The sequence below is a fragment of the Dactylosporangium sp. NPDC051087 genome (assembly GCF_055586325.1).
Genome location: NZ_JBVJIJ010000009.1, coordinates 145,701 through 164,647, shown reverse-complemented (window position 1 = coordinate 164,647; position 18,947 = coordinate 145,701). Strand labels below are relative to the sequence as shown.

The 18,947-nt window shown below is 72.9% G+C and carries 20 protein-coding genes; 8 read left to right on the top strand and 12 right to left on the bottom strand.

Going from position 1 to position 18,947, the window contains the following annotated elements:
- The 4 genes from ACZ6TV_RS18975 to mddA all read right to left on the bottom strand — a co-directional run bounded on the left by ACZ6TV_RS18975 (position 1) and on the right by mddA (position 5,019).
- A complete protein-coding gene (locus tag ACZ6TV_RS18975; RefSeq protein WP_465298497.1) occupies positions 1–519 on the bottom strand; it encodes a DUF4303 domain-containing protein in 519 nt (172 codons plus the stop codon).
- 172 nt (positions 520–691) lie between these two features.
- Positions 692–991, bottom strand: coding sequence for a DUF4287 domain-containing protein (locus ACZ6TV_RS18970; RefSeq protein ID WP_465298496.1), 300 nt, complete (start codon positions 989–991; stop codon positions 692–694).
- 1,120 nt (positions 992–2,111) lie between these two features.
- A complete protein-coding gene (locus ACZ6TV_RS18965) occupies positions 2,112–4,259 on the bottom strand; it encodes an alpha/beta fold hydrolase (RefSeq protein ID WP_465298495.1) in 2,148 nt (715 codons plus the stop codon).
- 28 nt (positions 4,260–4,287) lie between these two features.
- A complete protein-coding gene (gene mddA, locus ACZ6TV_RS18960) occupies positions 4,288–5,019 on the bottom strand; it encodes a methanethiol S-methyltransferase (protein WP_465298494.1) in 732 nt (243 codons plus the stop codon).
- A 92-nt stretch (positions 5,020–5,111) separates the two neighbouring features.
- Between mddA and ACZ6TV_RS18955 the strand changes: the two genes are divergently transcribed.
- On the top strand, positions 5,112–5,696 hold the full coding sequence (locus tag ACZ6TV_RS18955) for a TetR/AcrR family transcriptional regulator (RefSeq protein WP_465298493.1): 585 nt from the start codon (positions 5,112–5,114) through the stop codon (positions 5,694–5,696).
- 347 nt (positions 5,697–6,043) lie between these two features.
- Here ACZ6TV_RS18955 and ACZ6TV_RS18950 read toward each other — a convergent pair whose 3' ends face one another.
- Positions 6,044–6,457 carry a hypothetical protein gene (locus ACZ6TV_RS18950; RefSeq protein ID WP_465298492.1) on the bottom strand — a complete coding sequence of 138 codons (414 nt, stop codon included), beginning with the start codon at positions 6,455–6,457 and terminating at the stop codon, positions 6,044–6,046.
- Positions 6,458–6,554: 97 nt separating this feature from the next.
- Between ACZ6TV_RS18950 and ACZ6TV_RS18945 the strand changes: the two genes are divergently transcribed.
- On the top strand, positions 6,555–7,442 hold the full coding sequence (locus tag ACZ6TV_RS18945) for a pentapeptide repeat-containing protein (protein ID WP_465298491.1): 888 nt from the start codon (positions 6,555–6,557) through the stop codon (positions 7,440–7,442).
- Here ACZ6TV_RS18945 and ACZ6TV_RS18940 read toward each other — a convergent pair.
- The 4 genes from ACZ6TV_RS18940 to ACZ6TV_RS18925 form a co-directional block, all read right to left on the bottom strand.
- Positions 7,408–8,358, bottom strand: coding sequence for a DUF1152 domain-containing protein (locus tag ACZ6TV_RS18940; protein WP_465298490.1), 951 nt, complete (start codon positions 8,356–8,358; stop codon positions 7,408–7,410). The genes ACZ6TV_RS18945 and ACZ6TV_RS18940 overlap by 35 nt on opposite strands.
- Before the next feature lie 52 nt (positions 8,359–8,410).
- A complete protein-coding gene (locus ACZ6TV_RS18935; RefSeq protein WP_465298489.1) occupies positions 8,411–9,289 on the bottom strand; it encodes an aldo/keto reductase in 879 nt (292 codons plus the stop codon).
- Between the two features lie 8 nt (positions 9,290–9,297).
- Positions 9,298–10,500 carry a D-alanyl-D-alanine carboxypeptidase family protein gene (locus tag ACZ6TV_RS18930; protein WP_465298488.1) on the bottom strand — a complete coding sequence of 401 codons (1,203 nt, stop codon included), beginning with the start codon at positions 10,498–10,500 and terminating at the stop codon, positions 9,298–9,300.
- A 248-nt stretch (positions 10,501–10,748) separates the two neighbouring features.
- Positions 10,749–11,660 carry a LysR family transcriptional regulator gene (locus ACZ6TV_RS18925; protein ID WP_465298487.1) on the bottom strand — a complete coding sequence of 304 codons (912 nt, stop codon included), beginning with the start codon at positions 11,658–11,660 and terminating at the stop codon, positions 10,749–10,751.
- A 74-nt stretch (positions 11,661–11,734) separates the two neighbouring features.
- Between ACZ6TV_RS18925 and ACZ6TV_RS18920 the strand changes: the two genes are divergently transcribed.
- From ACZ6TV_RS18920 to ACZ6TV_RS18900, 5 genes are all read left to right on the top strand, one after another.
- A complete protein-coding gene (locus tag ACZ6TV_RS18920) occupies positions 11,735–12,550 on the top strand; it encodes an aldo/keto reductase (RefSeq protein ID WP_465298486.1) in 816 nt (271 codons plus the stop codon).
- A gap of 9 nt (positions 12,551–12,559) precedes the next feature.
- A complete protein-coding gene (locus ACZ6TV_RS18915) occupies positions 12,560–13,024 on the top strand; it encodes a nucleotide triphosphate diphosphatase NUDT15 (protein WP_465298485.1) in 465 nt (154 codons plus the stop codon).
- A gap of 27 nt (positions 13,025–13,051) precedes the next feature.
- Positions 13,052–14,668, top strand: coding sequence for a methyl-accepting chemotaxis protein (locus ACZ6TV_RS18910; protein WP_465298484.1), 1,617 nt, complete (start codon positions 13,052–13,054; stop codon positions 14,666–14,668).
- Between the two features lie 84 nt (positions 14,669–14,752).
- On the top strand, positions 14,753–14,998 hold the full coding sequence (locus ACZ6TV_RS18905) for a PspC domain-containing protein (protein ID WP_465298483.1): 246 nt from the start codon (positions 14,753–14,755) through the stop codon (positions 14,996–14,998).
- Between the two features lie 11 nt (positions 14,999–15,009).
- Complete coding sequence (locus tag ACZ6TV_RS18900) at positions 15,010–15,630, top strand: hypothetical protein (protein ID WP_465298482.1); 621 nt, start codon at positions 15,010–15,012, stop codon at positions 15,628–15,630.
- A 2-nt stretch (positions 15,631–15,632) separates the two neighbouring features.
- Here ACZ6TV_RS18900 and ACZ6TV_RS18895 read toward each other — a convergent pair whose 3' ends face one another.
- Both ACZ6TV_RS18895 and ACZ6TV_RS18890 read right to left on the bottom strand, forming a co-directional pair.
- Entirely contained in the window at positions 15,633–15,866 is a 234-nt protein-coding gene (locus ACZ6TV_RS18895) for a hypothetical protein (protein WP_465298481.1), read from the bottom strand.
- A gap of 130 nt (positions 15,867–15,996) precedes the next feature.
- Entirely contained in the window at positions 15,997–16,611 is a 615-nt protein-coding gene (locus tag ACZ6TV_RS18890; RefSeq protein WP_465298480.1) for a dihydrofolate reductase family protein, read from the bottom strand.
- A gap of 111 nt (positions 16,612–16,722) precedes the next feature.
- Here ACZ6TV_RS18890 and ACZ6TV_RS18885 point away from each other — a divergent pair, with 111 nt between their 5' ends.
- Positions 16,723–18,333 (top strand): methyl-accepting chemotaxis protein, encoded by a 1,611-nt coding sequence (locus tag ACZ6TV_RS18885; protein WP_465298479.1) that lies wholly within the window; start codon positions 16,723–16,725, stop codon positions 18,331–18,333.
- Between the two features lie 22 nt (positions 18,334–18,355).
- Here ACZ6TV_RS18885 and ACZ6TV_RS18880 read toward each other — a convergent pair whose 3' ends face one another.
- A complete protein-coding gene (locus tag ACZ6TV_RS18880) occupies positions 18,356–18,931 on the bottom strand; it encodes a hypothetical protein (RefSeq protein ID WP_465298478.1) in 576 nt (191 codons plus the stop codon).
- Positions 18,932–18,947: the final 16 nt, after the last annotated feature.

Below are 18,947 nucleotides of genomic sequence, written 5' to 3'. Positions count from 1 at the left end.
TCATTGATCAACTTGGCCTGCGTTGATCCATTCGGCGAACCGTTCCGCCCGTGCCGCGGAGTTCAGCCGCCGTGCCCACGCCACTTCCCGCCGCAGATCATCGGTGTCGGACACCGCAAACACCACAACCGCACTCCTGTTGATCTCCTCTTTCTCGATCAGCGTTTCCAGCACCCCAACGCAGGTTTCGAACACCATGTCGCGAAATTCGACAAATGCCGCGCCTTGCGTCTGCGCCCCGGCGTCCCTGAGCGACCGGCAGATGGCGTCGAAATGCTCGTCACCGATGCCTTCCAGGGCCCACTCCGCCGGGCTCCATTCCCAGTACTCGGCGTCGCCCGGGTCCGCCGGTGTCGCCCGCTCGAGGTGCTCCCGGGTGTTGACCGCGCAGCACACGGTCATCGCCCCGTCATCGGAGTACAGCGCGAACCCGCAGTACTCGTCACCGGCCAGCCCGCCCAGCACCGCCCGGGTCGCCCCGAGCACAGCTTCCCGCAACCACACGCTGTCGACCTTCACCGCCGCATTCTCGCCCTCGCCGGCCCTCCATCCTCGGACGGCGCACATCTCAGGCGCCGATCCGCCGTGCAACGAGCTGCGGGCGTGCCTGGCCGGCACGTGGTCACCGTGGCAGATCTCCCGCCTCCGCCGCCGGCACGTGCCAGTGCTCAGGCCTCTTCGATCGCCGCGGTCAACGCTTGCCGCCGGGCCGGGTCGCCTTGCCGTCGAGCCAGAGGGTGTCGCTGTCGTCCCGGTGCGTTCCGGTGGTGCCGACGTGCTTGCCCGGGACCTTCGGACCGTTCTTGATCACTGCCACGATCGCCATCGCGTGCCCGCGGCCGAGGTCGAAGTCCTCCTTCAACCAGTCGACGATCGCCCCCGCCTTCACACCCGGGACGTCGAGGCCACGCTCGGCGGCGAGGGCCAGCAGCTCGCGCGGGGTCTTGCCGGTCTTGGTCTCGATGTTGTCGAGGTACGCCTGGAACGACATGTCGATCTCCTCCTACCGGGGCACGCTCACCGTGCCGCTACCAACGCGTCGAACGGACCCGCCGCGTTTCGACATGACCGCCGAGATTCTTTTTCCGCGCGGCGACCAGGCCCGGTCCCGGCGGGCCACCCCGCGAAGTGACGGCGTCCGCTCCTCCCTCAGCCGAGCCCGCGGACCACGGCGCATCGCCGATCCCGACCAGCAACCGCGACGAGCAGCCGGGGCGAGCGACCGGGGGCGAGCGACCGGGGGCGAGCGACCGGGGGCGAGCGACCGGGGGCGAGCGACCGGGACGACTTGCCAGGACGACGAGCCGCGACAACCGAGCCCGACGACCAACCGCGACCAGCAGCCGCGACCAGCAGCCGGGGCAAGCGACCGCGACCAGCGACCGCGACCAGCAGCCGCGACCAGCAGCCGGGGGCGAGCGACCGGGACGACCTTGCCGCAACGGCCAACCGCGACGAGCAGCCGGACGACCGACCGCAACGACCACCGCGACGAGCAGCCGGACGACTGAGCCGCGACGACCGACCGCGACCAACCGCGACAACCAACCGCGACCAGCAACCGGACGACCGACCGCAACGACCAACCGCAACCGGCCGCGGCGACCAACCGCGACGACGAACCGCAACCGACCGCGGCGACCGACCGCAACGAGCAGCCAGACGACCGACCGCAACGACCGACCGCAACGACCAACCGCGACGAGCAGCCGGACGACTGGGCCGCGACGACCAACCGCAACGACCAACCGCGACGAGCAGCCGGACGACTGGGCCGCGACGACCAACCGCGACCAGCAGCCGGACGACCGGGCCGCGACGACCAACCGCAACCGGCCGCGGCGACCAACCGCGACGACGAACCGCAACCGACCGCAACGAGCAGCCGGACGACCGGCCGCAACCGGCCGCAACGACCAACCGCGACCGACCGCGACGAGCGGCCGGGACGACTGGCCGGGGCCGCGGCGACAGGTGTCGACGGTCGACCCGTGTTCGTAAGCCTTCCCAGGTGGGGCGCTTGTCGGCTCGACGGGTCGGGGGTGCGTGCAGGCACGCCGGCGCTGCTCGGGGTTTGGCGAAAGCGGCACGCCGTCCGGAGGTGTGGAAGGTCAGAAGAGCTCGGCGAGCAGGGTCGCGGCGCGGGTGGCGCCGTCAGATGGGACGGGGTGGTAGGTGACGGGGCGGTCGATCTCCTCCGCGATCGCCGCCGCGAGCGTCTCGGGGGTCAGGGTGTCGTAGTCCATCCTGCGGCCGGCGCCGTGGCGGCGGAGGCGGTGGGTGACGTGGAACTGCTGCTCGAAGTGGTTGCGCAGCGGCACGTAGATGAACGGGCGGCCGGACGCGGTCAGCTCCATGCAGGTCGTGAGGCCACCCTGCACCACCGCGAGGTCGCACGCCGCGAGGTGACGGTCCAGCGACGGCACATAGGGCAGGACCTCCAGGCCGGGCGGGGCTGTCACCGTGGACGGGTCGATGCGCGGGCCGGTCACCAGGATCATCCGCAGGCCGGGCACGCGGCGGGCCGCCTCGGGGAACGCGGCGGCGACGAGGCGGAGCAGGTGGGTGCCGACGCCTGACCCGCCGACGGTCACCATGCAGACCCGCTCGTCGTCTCGATAGCCGAGCGACGCCCGCAGCTCGGCGTGCGAAACCTCGGGCCCGGCGGTGGAGCCGGTGACATAGCCGGCGAAGTCGTAGTGCTCCTCCGTCCAGTCGCGGATGCGGGGCAGGCCGGGGCCGAAGCGCTCGTCGATCACGTCGTCGGGGTCGCCGACGAAGACGGACCGGTCGCGCAGGCGCGGGTAGCGGGCGATGTGACCGATCATCTCGGCGTTGTAGTCGGCGGCGACCAGGGCCTCGCGCTCGCCGCCGGACGGCATCGGCAGGAAGCCGACGAAGTCGGTGAGCCACGCATACGCCGAGCGCTTCAGCTCAGGATTCTCGTGCAGGAAGTGGTCGACGTCCCAGGCCTCGTCGCCGACCACCAGGTCATAACGCTCCTCGGTGAGCAGGTCGTGGAAGACCATGAAGTTGGCGACGAGGATCTCGTCCATCCTGCGCAGTGCCTCGAAGCAGTGCAGGTCGTGCTCGCCGGACTCGCTCTCCACGTGCGCGGACTCGTTGGCCAGGAAGCGGCTCGCGGGGTGGACGCGCTCGCCGGCATCGGCGAGCATGCGGGTGACGGGGTGCTGGGCGAGCCAGTCGATCTGGACGCCGGGCCGCAGCTCGCGCAGCTTCGCGGCGATCGCCAGGTCGCGGCGAGCGTGGCCGAGGCCGATCGGCGAGGACAGGTAGAGGACGCGCTGCGGGCGGGACTGCCAGCGGCTCCACACGTGACGGGTCGGCGCGGCCGGGCGGAACCGGTCGGCGAACCCGCGCACGAGCAGGTTGACCTGGACGGGGTCGCGGGCGATCGGGATGTGCCCGCCGCCGTCGATGACGACGAGGTCGCCGCCGGTGAGCTCGGCGAGCGCCTCGCTGCGCGCGAGCGGGACGACCCGGTCGTCGCTGCCGTGCAGGACCAGCACCGGGCCGGTCAGCTCGGCGCACCACGCCTCGAGCGCCTCCCGGCCGGGACGGTCGGCCTGGCTCTCGACGTCGAGGACGGCGCCGGTGGTCTCCAGCGCCCAGGCGACACCGTCCTCGATCGCCTTCGTCGAGTGCTGCTCGCTGAAGCACTGGCCCATGAAGAACCAGGCGAAGTCGTCGAAGTCGGACCGCCAGTAGCGCCGGTTGTACTTGCGCCAGTGGCCGGCCGGGTCGGTGCCGAGCCGCGGCACCGACGACGGCGGCAGGTCGGGCGCGGGCGGGTCGTCGAGCCCGCCGGAGGCGGCGCGGGCCTGGCCGGGCGGGGTGAGCGCGATCGAGGCACCGATGGTGACCGTGCCGTGGACCCGCCCGGGGTGCTCCGCGGCCAGCTCGAGCGCCCAGTTGACGGCGCGGGAGAGCGCGACGACGACGGCCCGGTCGGTGCCGGTCGCGTCGAGCACGGCGAGGGCATAGGCGACCTGGGCCGCCTGCCCATATGCCCTGGGTGTCAGCGGCCGGTCGGACCGGCCGTTGCCCGGCCCGTCATAGGTGACGACCCGGAAGTGCCGGGCGAGATAGGCCACCTGCATCTTCCAGACCCGCTTGTGGACGAACGTCCACGTCGGCAGCAGCAGGATCGTCGGGCCGCCGTCCCCGAGCACCTCGAAGTGAATCTTGACGCCCTCGTGCTCGATGAAACCCTCGGCGTCGGCCAGCCGTGCCCGCATCGCGTCCCGCCTCCCCTCGACCGTCGGCTCAGCGCAGCGGGCGGGGCACGAAACGCGGCACCCGGCGCAGATAGTCCTCATACGGCGCGCCGAGCTGCCGCCGCAGGTCGTGCTCCTCCAGCCTGACGCCCACCATGATGTAGCCGGTCGACGCCAGGGCGAACACCAGCCGCCCGACGCTGAGATCCGGGGCCGCCCAGAAGGCGATCAGGAAGCCGACCATCAACGGGTTTCGGACCAGCCGATACATGAACGGCTCCCGGAACGCGGGCTCGCTGTAACGACGGTCGCGGGCACGGTCGAGGACCTGCCGCACACCGAACAGGTCGAAATGACCGACGGCGAACGTGCTGAGCAGCAGAATCACCCAGCCGAGCGCATAGGCGGCCCACAGCAGGCCACGGCCCCAGGCCGGGCCGACGGACCAGACGGTGGCCGGCAGCGGCTGCCACTGCCAGAGCAGCAGGACCAGCACCGCGGTCGACGCCAGGACATAGGTGCTGCGCTCGATCGCGACCGGCACGAAGCGGGTCCACCATCGCTTGAACCAGGGTCGGGCCATGACGCTGTGCTGCACGGCGAACAGCGCCAGCAACGCCACGTCGACGAGCAGCGCCCGCCATGCCGGACCGACGGCGCCGTCGTCGATGCCTTTGGGCACGGCGACCCCGGCCAGGAACCCGATCGTGTAGAGCAGAGCGGCGACGAAGGCCAGATATGCCGCCGCGCCGTAGACAAGGACCGCGATCTTGCGAATCATGCTCCACCTCCCTCGTTCGGTCGACCGACCGATAGTTGGTAAGCTAGCATTCGGTCGACCGACCGACAAGTCGGTGGCGGAAAGGGGACAGGGTGACCACGGCGGGCCGCATCATCGAAGCCGCGAGGGCCTGCCTGCTCGCCGACGGCTATGCCGCGCTGTCCACCCGCCGCGTCGCCGACCAGGCAGGGGTCCCCCTCAGCCAGATCCACTACCACTTCGGCGGGAAGCAGGGTGTCATCCTCGCCCTGCTCGACCACGAGAATCGGCAGCTCGTCGAGCGCCAGGTCCGCATGTATGGTGGCGAGACCCCCCTCTGGAAGCGCTATGAGCAGGCGTGCGACTTCCTCGACGACGATCTCGACTCCGGCTACGTGCGGGTGCTGCAGGAGATGATCGCGGCCGGCTGGTCCGATCCGCAGGTCGCCGCCAGGGTCTCCTCGATGCTCGAGGCGTGGTTCTTCGTGCTGGTGCAGGTGGCGGGCGAGGCGGAGGAGCGGTTCGGCTCGCTCGGCCCGATGCGCCCGACCGACGTCGCCGGCCTCATCGCCCTGTCGTTCCTCGGCGGCGAGGCCGTCATCCTGCTGGGCGGCAACGACTGGCCGGCCCGCGTCCGCGGCTGGCTCCGCAGCGTCGGCGACCTGATCCGCCACTTCGAGGAGAAGGCCGAGCAATGACCTCGCATCGGAGCCACGCGATGCCCGTCCACACGTGGTTGCTCCGGGCCGCCGTCCGCCGCCGGTGAGGGGACGGGCGGCGGGAGCCTCCCAGGCCACCGGTTGTGCGCAGCGAGCAGGCCACCGGGTGGTGCGCAGCGAGCAGGCCACCGGTTGTGCGCAGCGAGCAGGCCACCGGGTGGTGCGCAGCGAGCAGGCCACCGGGTGGTGCGCAGCGAGACCAGCGGTCAGTCCGGGCGCAGCGACCTGAACCACGCGGCACCCGAGGTCGGGCAGGCGTGGTCGGGTCATGGCGTCGCCATGAAACAAACGCCGCGACCGGCAGCAGAAACCCAGATGGGCGCGGGCTACGGCCGGTGGGTGATGGAGTTCCAGACGGCTTCGGCCCAGGCGCTGTCCTCGGCCCGGCGGTAGCCCACCGAACAGGACAGCAGCGTCATCTCCGCGGCGGCGGCGCCCTCGGCGCGGGTCACGGTCGGATCTTCGCTGTCCTGGGCGACCTCGGCGAACCACAGGCAGCCCCGGCCCTGGCGGACCGGTATGCCGGCCGGCGCGCCCAGCATCCGCTCGGCCGACAGCCGCGCCCCCGAGGCGGTGCCACCGGCCGTGATGATGTGGACGTCGACGGCCCGATCGTGGTCCCACGCCGACCATGAGCCGTCGGGGTTGCGCGCCGTGCTGCACGGCGTCGGCAGGGTCAGCGACCAGCCGTCCCACAGGTCGACCGCGGCCGGCTCGGCACGGCCCCTGAACAGCCCCATGTCAGGGACGCTACCGCAGACACGACGGGACACGGGCCTTGTCGCGATCCGGACGGAGTGCGGCGCGGAAGGGGTGTGACACCCGATGCTGTTGCGCGTGCTGAGCATCCGTCTCGCCCGTGTCGTGGGCGCGTTCCTGACCGTCGCCGCGCTCGGTCTCGTCGTCGGCGCCCCCGCGGGCGCGGAGCCGGTCCGTGGGCCCGCGTGTCCCGAGACGCGGGCGCAGCTGGCCGGGCAGCACATCACGTCGGTCGAGGGGCTGCCGGATCTGCAGTGCGCCGACCTGCACGGGGCGGTGCTCGACGGGCTGGATCTGGGGCAGGAGAACCTGTCCGGGGCCGACGCGCACGGGGCGTCGTTCCGCGGCACCGACCTGACCCAGGCGACGCTGACCGGGGCGGACCTGCGCGGCGCCCGCTTCGACGGCGCCGACCTGACGCAGGCCGACCTGGGCATCGTCGACGCGCGGGACGCGACGTTCACGGACGCCGACCTCGGCCAGGCGGATCTGCCCGGGGCTGATCTGCGCGGGGCCGACCTCACCGGGGCGTCGCTGACGCAGGCGGACCTCACGGGGGCGGATCTGCGCGGGGCGCGCACCGTGTTCGCGGAGGCGATCCAGGCCGACGCCGACGACGCGAAGGTCGACGTGCTCGACCCGCGCACGTTCCAGGCGGCGCTGCTCGCCGTCCTGATCGGTCTCGGGCTGCTCGTGAGGTCGCTGCTCAACGTCGCCAGGGGTCTGACGCCGGGCGGGGACAGCCTCAAACACGGCCTGCGACGGCTCGCCGTCTATGCCGTGGTCAGCGTGCTGGTGTGGCTCCCGGCGGGGATGATGCTGCCGTTGATGTTCGTCTCCGTCCTGTACCCGTGGCTCGTCGGAGCGCTCTTCGTGTATCTGTCGGGTGCCGTACGAGGGTGGCGGCCGGCCCGGCACGACGTGGCGGCCGTCAATGCGGGAACGCCACGCGTGGCCGGGGGGTGACCTCGTCGCGGAAGCGGTCGATGAGGTGGCTGACCTCCAGCATGGTGTCGGTGCCCCGGATCCGGGACAGGTACAGCGACTGAGCGGCCAGACCGGCGAGGTCGAACGTGAAGTACATGGCCATCAGCGGGTTCACGAACAGTGAGGACGCCCGGCCGGCCAGCGGCACGTCGCCGGCGGCGCCGGTGAGCGCCGCCGCGATCTGACCGTTGACGATGCTCTCCCGGCCGGGGGTGCGGGCGGCGGCGTCCGCGACGGCGGCACGGTACAGCGCCGCCTCCGGCCCGTGGGACGGCACGGTGAAGGCGCCCAGATAGGCCCGCGCCCGGTCGAGCGCGGCGATGTTCTCCAGCACCTGCACGTGGTTGACGCCGTGGTACGCGTCGATGCCGAACCCGATGGACGCCACGAGCTTCGTGGGCACCGGCGTACCGGAGACGGCGGCGAGACTCGTCGCGTCCTCGACCGGGGTGCCCAGCGCCGCCTCGTCGCCGCGCATGAGGATGTCGGTGCCGCCGTCGACGAGGACGACGGCGTCGAGCCCGAGGCGTCTGGCGAGCCGCCGGTACGCGGACCGCAACGGCCGCACCCCGGTGCGCGGGAAGGCGTGGACGGTGGACGGCAGGCCCTGGGCGGACAGCCAGCGGGCGAGGGTCCGCTCCGGGAAGTAGCCGTCGCCGCCGAGGGTGTCCGGGGTGACGGCGGCGATGCCCGGCTCGAGCCACGCGCCGGCGTCGAGGCCGTGCAGGTTGACGATCGACAGGCTGGCGAGGTGCACGGTCCGGCCCTCGTCGATGAGCCGGAACGCGAGCGGCAGGCCCGCGTAGACGTCGAAGCCGCCGCCGGCGCCGGCGATCAGGATCCGCTCGGCGTCGCGGAGCCGGTCGAAGAACGGCAACTGCCACACGGCGCACATGCTCGCCGATCCACCGCCCGGCCGCACCCGAAAAACCCACGGAACCGGGGTGTCAGGCCCAGGCGAGCGAAGCGCGGTGCCGCCAGTAGTCCGCCGGTGGCTCGGCGGCCGGGAGCGGGCCCGGGTCGGTGACGTCGAGGGCGCGCAGGTTGGCGGCGAGCTGCGCGGTGGTCGCCGCGCCGGACAACACCACGGTGGCCCACGGCCGGCGCAGCGCGGCGGCGATCGCGTCCGCGTCGCGGTCGGCGAGCCGCCCGTTGGCGAGGGATTCCTTGACGATGACGGCCCGGCCGTCCGCGTGCGCCTCGGCGAGCGCCTCCCCCGCCGACGGTTCGAGGGGGTTCCACGTCGCCTGCACGCTGCGGAACAGCGGCTCCCCGTCGACCTCGATCCGCAGCGCGGCGCGGATGGCGTCGGCCTGGTGCGGTCCGCTGGTCGACAGCCCGACGGTGACGCCGGAGGCGGCGAGGTCCGCGAGCCGGCGGTGCAGGGCCGTGTCGGTCAGCGCGGTGCTCTGCGGTGTCACGGAGTGGATCTGGTACAGGTCGAGCCGGTCCCCGAACAGTGCCAGCGTCTCGGCGACCTGCCGGTCGAACGTGGCGACGCTGTGGCCCTTCGCCTCGTGCACCGGCGCGTCGACCCGCCACCCCGCCGTGTACGTGTAACCCCACTTGGACCCCACGACGGCGTCGCGGCGCTCACCCAGCCACCCGGCGAGGAACTCCTCCGCCAGACCATAGGAGCGGGCCACGTCGAAGTAGCGGATCCCGGCGGAGTACGCGGCGTCGAGCAGCTCGTGGCTTCGCGCCCGCAGCGCCTCCACCGACCGGTCGGCCGGCAGGTCGCGGTCCCGGCCCAGGTTGATGTACCCGGGACGGCCGACGGCGGCGAGCCCGAGCCCGATCCGGGTCGCGGGTGGTTCGAAGGCCATGCCCGATCCTATGCCGCGCGGCGCCGCCTGATCACCATGACGGCCCCGAAGGCGAGGGCGGTCAGCGCGACCGCGCCGATGGCGATGACGGTCGGCCAGATCGAGTAGCCGCCGCGGGCGGGCAGCGCCACCGGCACCGCAGACGGGCCGGTCGACGGGGGCGGCGGGCTGTGCAGGGCGGCCGCCTCCTCGGGGGTGACGAGGTGGCCGACGGACGTCCCCGCGGGCAGCGCGAACCCCCAGTCGAACAGCATCGTGCTCTGTTTCCAGGCGCGGGCGGGCACGATCTCCGCGCCCATGATCGTGACGACGAGCCGGCGGCCGTCGCGTTGGGCACCGCCGACGTACGTGTGTCGCGCCTCGTCGGTGAAGCCTGTCTTCCCGCCGATGGCGCCCTGGTAGCTGGTGAGGAGCTTGTTCTCGTTCTGGATCTGGAAGCCCTTGGGGTCCTTCGGCGGCTGGGCGGGCCACTGGAAGGCGAGCGTGGTGTCGTAGGTGAGGAAGTCGGGCCGGGCGAAGTCGGCGCGGGCGATGAGCGCCAGGTCGTAGGCGCTGGTGAGCTGGTCGGGGGCGTCCAGGCCGGACGGGGTGACGGCGTGGGTGTCGTCGGCGCCGAGCCGGCGGGCCTCGGCGTTCATCGCGGCGACGGTCGCGGCGACCCCGCCGTCACCACCGGCCACCCGGGCGAGCGCGTTGGCGGTGTCGTTGCCGGACTGCAGCAGCAGCCCGAGCCACAGCGTCGACACCGGGTACTTCCCGCCGACGATCATGCCGACGGCGGAGCTGTCCTTGGGCAGGGCGAGGTCCTCGGCGGTCGCCTCGACGACCAGGGCGGGGTCGAGCTTCGGCAGGGCGGTCGCGGCGAGCAGCAGCTTCTGCACGCTCGCGGGGCGGCGGCGCAGGTGCGGCGCGCAGGCGCCGAGGACCTCGCCGGTGTCGAGGTCGGCGACGATCCACGACATCGCGGACAGCGTCGGCGGCGCCGGGGTGCCGGCCGCGACGGCCAGACCGGTCGTGCCGAGCTGCCCGCCGCCGACCACGGTGGCGCCGGGGTCCCGCTCGGGCGAGGGCGGCGTCGGCGGGATGGTGGGGATCGAGGCGTACGGGCACGGCACCGCGGCCGGCGGCGAGGTGGTGGGACTGAGCACCGGCGCCGGCCACGCCATCAGTCCCGCGCTCACCGCGGCCGCCACCAGTCCCGTCGCACCCATGGCGGCGAGAGTAACCGCCGACGCGCGCGGCGGCGCGCTCAGCCGTCCCCGGTCGCCAGGGTCAACAAAGCAGGCTCAGCCGTCCCGGTCACCAGGGTCAACAAAAGCGGCTCAGCGGTCGCCAGGGTCAACAAGAGCGGGCTCAGCCGTCCCCGGTCACCAGGGTGAACAGGGCGGGTGCGCAGACGGCGGCCGCCAGCAGCAGGATCCCCGCCGGTCTGCCCATCGCCATCACCCCCAGGACGGTCCTAGCGGCGAGTGTCCATGGATTCGGCCGCGGCGGCGAGCGCGTTCACTGCGGCGGCCACGGCGGGCCGGGCGGCGGCGCTGTCGCGCCACAGGGCGAAGACCCGGCGGGTGGGTTGCGGGTCGATCGGCACGATCCGCACCGACGGCGGCACCGGGTCGCGGCCCAGCCGCGGGATGACGGCGGCGCCGAGCCCCGCGGCGACGAGCGCCAGCTGCGTCGAGTGCTCCGACGCGGTGTGCCGGATGTTGGCGTGCGCGCCGTGCCGGCGCAGCGTGGCGGCGAGCCAGTCGTGGCAGATCTGGCCGGTGCTCCAGCCGATCCAGTCGTCACCGGCCAGGTCGGTGACGGCGACCGCGGCCCGCCCGGCGAGGGGGTGCGCGGCGGGCAGCGCCACGTCGAACGGGTCGTCGAGCAGGTGCCGGCGGCGCAGGTCGTCGGGGACGGCGAGGACGTCGTCGGACCAGTCCTGCACGACGGCGACGTCCAGGTGGCCGCGGCGCAGCGCGGCGACGGCCGCGTCCGGCTCGCGCTCCGACAGCGACGCGTCGAGATCCGGGAACCGGGACCGCAGGTGTGCCAGGACGCCGGGCAGCAGGCCCCGGGCCGCGGTCGCGAACGCGGCGATCGCGAGGGGACCGGCGACGACGCCGCGGTGCTCGGCGAGGCCCGCCTCGACCTTCTCGACCAGGGTGAGCACCTCGGCGGCGCTGCGGGCGAGGACGGCGCCGGCCTCGGTGACGCGGATGCCGCGGCCCTGCCGCTCGACGAGGTGCTGGCCGACCTCCCGCTCGAGGCGGGCGAGCTGCTGCGACACCGCGGACGTGGTGACGTGCAGGGCGGCCGCGGCGCCGCCGACGGACCCCGTGGTCCACACCGTGTGCAGGACACGGAGCCGTTCCAGGTTCAACACCGTAGCAATGCTACGCGATCGACTCAAGAACGTTTCACTTGTCCTAACCAATCGTGCGGACCAGGGTGGATCGCATGCAGACAACATTCGCCATCGGCGGTGACCTGCCGGTGCACCGGCTCGGGTTCGGCGCGATGCGGCTCACCGGTCCGCCCGCGTCCCCGGAGCGCGCCGCGGCGCTCGCCGTCGCCCGCCGGGCCGTCGAGCTCGGCGTCACGCTGATCGACACCGCCGACTCCTACGACTTCGGCGCCAACGAGGAACTCGTCGCGGAGGCGCTGCACCCGTACCGCGACGGCGTCGTCATCGCCACGAAGGGCGGCCAGGTCAACCTCGGCCGGGACTGGATCCCGCTGGGCCGCCCCGAGTACCTGCGCCAGCAGGCCGAGCTCAGCCTGCGCCGGCTCAGGGTCGAGCGCATCGACCTGTACCAGCTGCACCGCATCGATCCGAAGGTGCCCCTCGAAGACCAGATGGGGGCGCTGGCGCGGCTGCGCGACGAGGGCAAGGTGCGGCACGTCGGGCTGTCGGAGGTCACCGTCGAGCAGCTCGTCGCGGCGTCCGCGATCGTGCCGGTCGCCAGCGTGCAGAACCGGTACAACCTCACCGACCGCCGCTCGGAGGCCGTGCTCGAGCACTGCGAGCGGCACGGGATCGCGTTCCTGCCGTGGCTGCCGGTCGCGCCGATCGCCAGGGCCGGCACCACGGACGCGGTCTCCGCCCTCGCGGCCCGGCTCGGGGCGACGCGCACGCAGGTGGCGCTCGCCTGGCTGCTGCACCGCTCCCCCGTCGTCCTGCCGATCCCGGGCACGTCCCGGCTCGCGCACCTGGAGGAGAACGTCGCCGCCGCCGCTGTCACGTTGAGCGGGGCGGACCTCGCGGATCTGTAGGCTGCCCGGATGGTCAGGGTGGGGATAGCGGTGTTCGTGTTCCGCGACGGCAGGTTCCTGATGGCCCGCCGTCGCGGCGCGCACGGCGCCGGCACGTGGTCGGTGCCCGGCGGGCATCTCGAGTTCGGCGAGTCGTTCGAGGACACCGCCGTCCGCGAGGTCGCGGAGGAGACCGGCGTCCAGATCAGCGGCGTCCGCTTCGGCGCCGTCACCAACGACGTCTTCGCCGACGAGGACCGGCACTACGTCACCGTGTGGATGCTCAGCGACCACGTCGCGGGCGAGCCGGCGATCCTCGAGCCCGACAAGTGCACGGAGCTCGGCTGGCACGACTTCGACAGCCTCCCGGAGCCGCTCTTCCTGCCCTGGCGGCAGCTGCTGGCGTCGCCGCAGTTCGCCAAGATCCGCGAGTCCGCCGGTTTTTCTGCCGTGCCCGCGGCAGGCGCCGATAAGCCCCAGGAGTGTGCCCGATGACGTGACACCGCTCAGGAGGCTCGACGAATGAACACGCTCCGGCGGACCCGGGTCGCGACGCGGCTGGCGGTCGGCTTCCTGACCGTCTCGCTGTGCGTGGTGGCCATCTGGTTGACGGCGTTGTCGTCGGCGGAAGGCACCCGCACGACCGCCGCCAGCCTCTCCGCCGCCCAGGAGGAGCTGGACGCGGCGCAGCAGCTGAAGTTCCGCAGCACCGACGTGCTGGGCTGGCAGGCGGGCTACGCCTTCGACATCGTCCGCGGCGCCGCCGACGCGGCGGCCGACACGGCACCGTCCCGCTCGGCGTTCCTCGCCGCCGCGAAGGACTTCAGCCGCGAGATCGACGAGATGGCGGCGCTGCCGCTGACCGCGGGCCAGCACGAGGACGTGCGGTCGATCCGCACCGCCTGGGCCGGCTTCCTCGAGCTCGACGAGAAGGTCATCGCCGACTACCGGGCCGGCACCCCGGCGCAGACCTCCGCGGCGAACGACATCGTCGCCGGCGACGCCCTGGACGTGTACCAGACGATCGCCGACGGCGTCGACGACCTGGAGGCCGTCGCGCGGCAGAAGTGGGCGGCGGCGCAGAAGGCGGCGAACCGGTCGTCGAGCACCACGAACCGGGTGGCGACGCTCGCCGGCAGCGCCGCGCTGCTGCTGTCGATCGTGCTCGCCGTCGCGCTGTCGCTGTCCATCATCAGGCCGCTGCGCGCCATCGGCGAGCGGCTCGCCGACATCGCCGACGGCGACGGCGACCTGACCCGCCGCCTCGAGGACAGCGGCGACGACGAGTTCACGTCCGTCAGCCGGTCGTTCAACACGTTCGTCGGGAAGATCGGCGACACGATCCGCGCCATCGGCAGCTCGGCCGCGACCGTCGCCGACGCCAGCGCCAAGCTCACCGACACCTCGACCCACATCATGGCCGGAGCGCAGCAGACGTCGGACCGGTCGGAGCGGATCGTCACGTCGGCGGACGAGGTGTCGGACACGGTCCGTACCGTGGCGACCGGTGCCGAACAGATGAGCATCTCCATCCAGCAGATCGCCGGGACGGCCGCCGAGGCGGCCCGGATCGGCGGCCAGACCAACCAGCTGACGCAGGCGACGTTCGACCTGATCGGCCGGCTCGCCGACTCCAGCCGGGAGATCGGCGACGTGGTCAAGGCCATCACGGCGATCGCCGGGCAGACGAACCTCCTCGCCCTCAACGCCACCATCGAGGCGGCCCGCGCCGGCGAGGCGGGCAAGGGCTTCGCCGTGGTCGCCGGCGAGGTGAAGCAGCTGGCGCAGGAGACCGGCCGCGCCACCGAGGACATCACCGCGAAGGTGCAGAGCATCCAGCACGACACGGCCGCCGCCACCGACGCGATCAACCAGATCGTCGAGATCACCGGCCGGCTCGGCGACTACCAGACGACCATCGCCAGCGCCGTGGAGGAGCAGACCGCGACGACGGACGAGATCAGCCGCAACATCATGCACGCGGCGACGAGCTCGGCGGACATCGCGGCGAACATCGCCGGGATCTCCTCGGCGGCGCAGAGCACGACCGGCGGCGTGCAGGACACCCGCGCCGCCGCGCACGAGCTGTCCGCGATGAGCCAGGAGCTCCGGGTCCTCGTCGGTCAGTTCAGGGTCTGACCGGGGTCGTTCCCTGATGCCGCCGAAGGTCCCGCCGGCGCACGCTTGCAGTACAAGCGAAACCCGCGTGACAGGAGCGAGACGATGGAAACCGTGTACCGGTCGATGCGACAACAGGGCCTGGTCCGGCCGGCGCAGGGCAGGGTGCTCGGCGGTGTGTGCGCCGGGCTCGGGCGGCGCTTCGGGATCGACCCGTGGCCGGCGAGGCTGCTGTTCATCCTGATCCTGCTGCTGATCCCCGGCAGCCAGATCCTGATCTACCCGATCCTGTGGATCATCATGCCGGCCGAGCCGGTGACCGCGACGAACTGGGCCACCACGACTGACTAAGATCGGCCGGCATGTCTTCCGAATGGCGTGCCAGGCTCACCCCCGCGTTCGAGGCCATGCTGGGCGGCCCACTGGCCGAAGGTGGCACCTACGCGGTGTACGCGTGGGGCAACTTCCTCCACGAGGCCGAGCTCGACCGGCTGCCCGAATGGCTCGACCCCGCGGCCCTGCGTGGCGACACCGTCCTGGTGCACGAGCACCTGGCGATGACCGACGAAGGGCCGCTGCGGCTCGACGCCGCGGGCTCCCTGTTCGAGCTTCCCGGCGCCGACGAGCACGTCGAGGGCCGCGACCTGCCGCTGCCGCCGCCGGACGGCTGGCGCGTGGCGTACGTGCGGCTCGCCTCCGACGGCTCGCTGTTCGACGCGATGCGGGCCGCCACCCAGGTCGGTGACGGCCCCGAGGACCTGTTCGAGTACGAGTACGACGCCGACGAGGAGTGGGAGGCCACCCTCACCGACGCGGGCGTCGACGACGAGCTGCTCGCGCACCTGCGCTGGTGCGTCGCCGACGGCACCTCAGGCATGGTCTTCAACGGCCCCGCCCCGTGCGACGTCCCCCGCGGCACCGCCGTGGCGTCGTGGTCCGACGAGGCCGGCTTCCAGTGGGAGATCGCCGTCGTCAGGCTCTGACCTCAGTCGTTGCGGATGCTGTGCACCGGGTCGTCGGACCGCGGCTTGCGGTCGAACGGCAGCCCGGGCGCGTCGGCCTGCCCGCCGAAGCCCAGCGACGTCCTCGCCCCGTCGGCCGAGCCGTTGGGGCGGTCGGGGTCGTCGATCGCGTCGGCGCCCTCGGTGCCCGGCGTGCCGGTGGTGCCCATCGTGGCGTCTTCGTCCGTCCTGTCTTCGTCCGTCCTGTCTTCGCGCATGCCTCTCACGTACCCCGTTCACGGCCCCGATATCGGTCCCGCCGTACGAATTCGCGCCCTGGCTCGACCAGCCTGGCTCGCCGGGGACGGGCCCGGGTAGGCCGGCGGCGGGTCACCCGCCGGCGGCGGGTCACCCGCCGGCGGGCACCTGGTCCGTGACGTCGTCGTAGCCGGCCGGCTTCGGGGGCTCGGTGGGCGCGTAGATCACCCGGATGACGCCGGTCGGGAAGACCTCGGTCTTGGTGACCTTCAGGTGGATCGGGGCGTCGCCGTCGTCGAAGAGGCGGCGGCCCTTGCGCGCGGCGACCGGGTGGATGAGCAGGCGGACCTCGTCGACGAGCCCGGCGGCGAGCAGCTGCTGCACCACGGAGATCGAGCCGGGGATGAGGATGCCCTTGACGCCCGGGTCGGCCTTGAGCGCGGCGACGGCCTCGGCGAGGTCACCGGCGACGAGCTCGGAGTTGCGCCACGTGAACTCGAGCGGCTGCCGCGACACGACGACCTTGCGGGTGTCGCCGAGCTGCTTGGCGAAGCCCGCGTCCTCGCCGCCCGCCGCCTCGCGCCCGGGCCACGCGCCGGCGAAGCTGTCATAGGTCTCGCGGCCGATCAGCAGCACGTCCGAGGTCTCGTAGTCCTCGCCGACGCAGCGGCCCATGTTGTCGTCGAAGTACGGGAAGTGCCAGTCCGGGTCGATCTCGGCCACGCCGTCGGCGGAGATGAACAACGTGGAGATGACCTTCGCCATGTGCGGTGACCCCTTCGAGACGGCTACCCGGACCTGGTCAGCTTAGACCCGCCCCGAAGTTACCGTCCGGTAGAGCTGCATTGCGGCGGTGTCGCGCCGATCGCGAGATGTGTGACGGGTTTCAGGAATGTCCGGGTCGGGACGCGGCTGTTCGTCAGCGGCGTCGCGACGATGGTCCTGGTGCTCGGCGTCGCCGCGCTCGGCTACGGCGTCACCCTGAGCCAGCAGCGCAGGGCGGAGACGGCCGAGGACGCCCAGCTGGTGGTCGCCGCGGCGCTGCAGGTCAAGTTCCGCAGCGCCGACTTCAAGGGCTGGCAGACCGCCTACGCGTTCGACGTCGCCCGCGACGTGACCGACGCCGTCTCCGACACCACCGGCAGCCGCAAGGCGTTCCTCGACGCCGCCGCCGCGTTCGAGGGCGAGCTCGCCGAGCTGGCCACGGTGAGCACCGACCCGGCCATCGACGCGCACGTCACCCAGATGCGCGACAGCTTCGCCGAGTTCATGAGGATCGACGATCAGATCGTCGCGCTGTACCGGGCCGGCACCGCGCGGGCGCACGCCGAGGCGGACGGGCTCGTCCTCGGGTCCGAGGTCGAGCTGTCCGACCGGATCGCCGCGACGGGCGACGACACGGTCGCGATCGCTCGGGCGGACGCGCGGCGCAGCCACGACCGCATGGAGACCGCCGGGTCCACCGCCCGGCGCTGGATCGTCGCGATCAGCGCCCTCGCGCTCGCCCTCACCGTCGCCACCGGGTGGCTGCTGCGCGCCTCGATCCTGCCGCCGCTGCGGTCCGTCGCCGCGGTCCTCGCCGGGGTCGCCGACGGTGACCTCACCCGGACCGCCGCCGTCCTCGGACGCGACGAGTTCGGTGAGATGGCCGCCGGGCTCAACCGCGCCAACGAACGCACCCGCGCCGTCGTCACCGCGATGGCGGAGCACGCCCGGACGGTGGCCGCGAGCGCCGAGGAGCTGTCCGCGACGACCCAGCAGCTGGCCGCCGCGGCCGTCGAGGCGGGCGCCCAGTCCGACCTCGTCGCCGGGTCCGCGGAGGAGGTGTCCCGCAACGTACAGACGGTGGCGGCGGGCGCGGAGCAGATGAACATGTCGGTCCGGGAGATCGCCGCCAACGCCGCCCGGGCCGCCACGGTGTCCGGCACGGCCGTCGACTCGGCCCGCGCCGCGACCGGCACCGTCACCGCGCTCGGCGCCGCCTCCGACGAGATCGACGCGGTCCTGAAGGTGATCACGGCGATCGCGGAGCAGACCAACCTGCTCGCGCTCAACGCCACGATCGAGGCGGCCCGCGCGGGCTCGGCCGGCAAAGGGTTCGCGGTCGTCGCCGCTGAGGTCAAGGACCTCGCCGAGGAGACCGCGCGGGCGACCGGCGACATCGCCCGCCGCATCCAGGCGATCCAGTCCGGGGTCACCGACGCGACCGCGGCGATCGCCGGGATCGCCGGCGTCATCGACCAGGTCAACAGCTACCAGCAGACGATCGCCGCCGCCGTCGAGCAGCAGACCGGCACCACGCAGGAGATCGGCCGCGGCATCGCCGGGGCCGCCGAGGGCGCGGGCGTCATCGCCGGCAACGTCGGCAGCATCGCGGTCGCCGCCAACCAGACCAGCCGCGGCGTGACCCAGATCGGCATCGCCACGGACGACCTGGCCCACCTCGCCACGCAGCTGCAGAGCCTGGCCGGCCGGTTCCGCGTGTGAAAGCCCCTGTAGCGCGGTCGGGTCAGGCGACCGCCATCGGCCCGGTCGTGCCGGTGACCTGCCAGCCCTCGCCGCCGCGGTGCTGCACGACGTAGGTCAGCCAGGTCGCGCCGAGGCAGGCGACGAACCCCTCGACGCCGACCTCGACCCGCTTGCCGTCGCCCTTCGCGGGGCCGAGCGTGATCAGCACGGCGTCGTCCTTGACCTGCGCGCAGCCGTTCCTGGTCTCGACCACCGCCGACCGGTCGGCGACGAACTCGACCCGGGTCGCCGGGGCCAGCGCGGCGGTGATCCGCCGCCGGGTGTCCTCCGCGATCGGCACGCCGTCGCCGCGCTTCCCCGACGGGTCACCGGCCTCGGCGAACGCGCGGTCCATGACGTACACGACGGGGAACGCCCGCTCCGGGAACGAGTTCTCCGACGAGTTGCCCAGGTAGCGGCGCAGCACCTGGCTGTAGATGTCGACCTCCGGTGCGGGGGCTTCGCCGGACACCACCGGCGCCGGCACCGGCGGCGGCGCCGCGGCGGGCGCACCAGCGCACCCCGTCGTCACGAGGGCGGCCATCAGGACAGCGAACGTGCCGGCGATCCGTCTCATGGCACCTTCGACGCGG

What these genes read in the sequence shown, in the direction of transcription:
- ACZ6TV_RS18970 (WP_465298496.1), bottom strand. Translation starts at nt 991, where the DNA reads ATGTCGTTCCAGGCGTACCTCGACAACATCGAGACCAAGACCGGCAAG.
- ACZ6TV_RS18965 (WP_465298495.1), bottom strand. Translation starts at nt 4,259, where the DNA reads ATGCGGGCACGGCTGGCCGACGCCGAGGGTTTCATCGAGCACGAGGGC.
- mddA (WP_465298494.1), bottom strand. Translation starts at nt 5,019, where the DNA reads ATGATTCGCAAGATCGCGGTCCTTGTCTACGGCGCGGCGGCATATCTG.
- ACZ6TV_RS18950 (WP_465298492.1), bottom strand. Translation starts at nt 6,457, where the DNA reads ATGGGGCTGTTCAGGGGCCGTGCCGAGCCGGCCGCGGTCGACCTGTGG.
- ACZ6TV_RS18940 (WP_465298490.1), bottom strand. Translation starts at nt 8,358, where the DNA reads ATGTGCGCCGTGTGGCAGTTGCCGTTCTTCGACCGGCTCCGCGACGCC.
- ACZ6TV_RS18935 (WP_465298489.1), bottom strand. Translation starts at nt 9,289, where the DNA reads ATGGCCTTCGAACCACCCGCGACCCGGATCGGGCTCGGGCTCGCCGCC.
- ACZ6TV_RS18930 (WP_465298488.1), bottom strand. Translation starts at nt 10,500, where the DNA reads ATGGGTGCGACGGGACTGGTGGCGGCCGCGGTGAGCGCGGGACTGATG.
- ACZ6TV_RS18920 (WP_465298486.1), top strand. Translation starts at nt 11,735, where the DNA reads ATGCAGACAACATTCGCCATCGGCGGTGACCTGCCGGTGCACCGGCTC.
- ACZ6TV_RS18915 (WP_465298485.1), top strand. Translation starts at nt 12,560, where the DNA reads ATGGTCAGGGTGGGGATAGCGGTGTTCGTGTTCCGCGACGGCAGGTTC.
- ACZ6TV_RS18910 (WP_465298484.1), top strand. Translation starts at nt 13,052, where the DNA reads ATGAACACGCTCCGGCGGACCCGGGTCGCGACGCGGCTGGCGGTCGGC.
- ACZ6TV_RS18905 (WP_465298483.1), top strand. Translation starts at nt 14,753, where the DNA reads ATGGAAACCGTGTACCGGTCGATGCGACAACAGGGCCTGGTCCGGCCG.
- ACZ6TV_RS18900 (WP_465298482.1), top strand. Translation starts at nt 15,010, where the DNA reads ATGTCTTCCGAATGGCGTGCCAGGCTCACCCCCGCGTTCGAGGCCATG.
- ACZ6TV_RS18895 (WP_465298481.1), bottom strand. Translation starts at nt 15,866, where the DNA reads ATGCGCGAAGACAGGACGGACGAAGACAGGACGGACGAAGACGCCACG.
- ACZ6TV_RS18890 (WP_465298480.1), bottom strand. Translation starts at nt 16,611, where the DNA reads ATGGCGAAGGTCATCTCCACGTTGTTCATCTCCGCCGACGGCGTGGCC.
- ACZ6TV_RS18880 (WP_465298478.1), bottom strand. Translation starts at nt 18,931, where the DNA reads ATGAGACGGATCGCCGGCACGTTCGCTGTCCTGATGGCCGCCCTCGTG.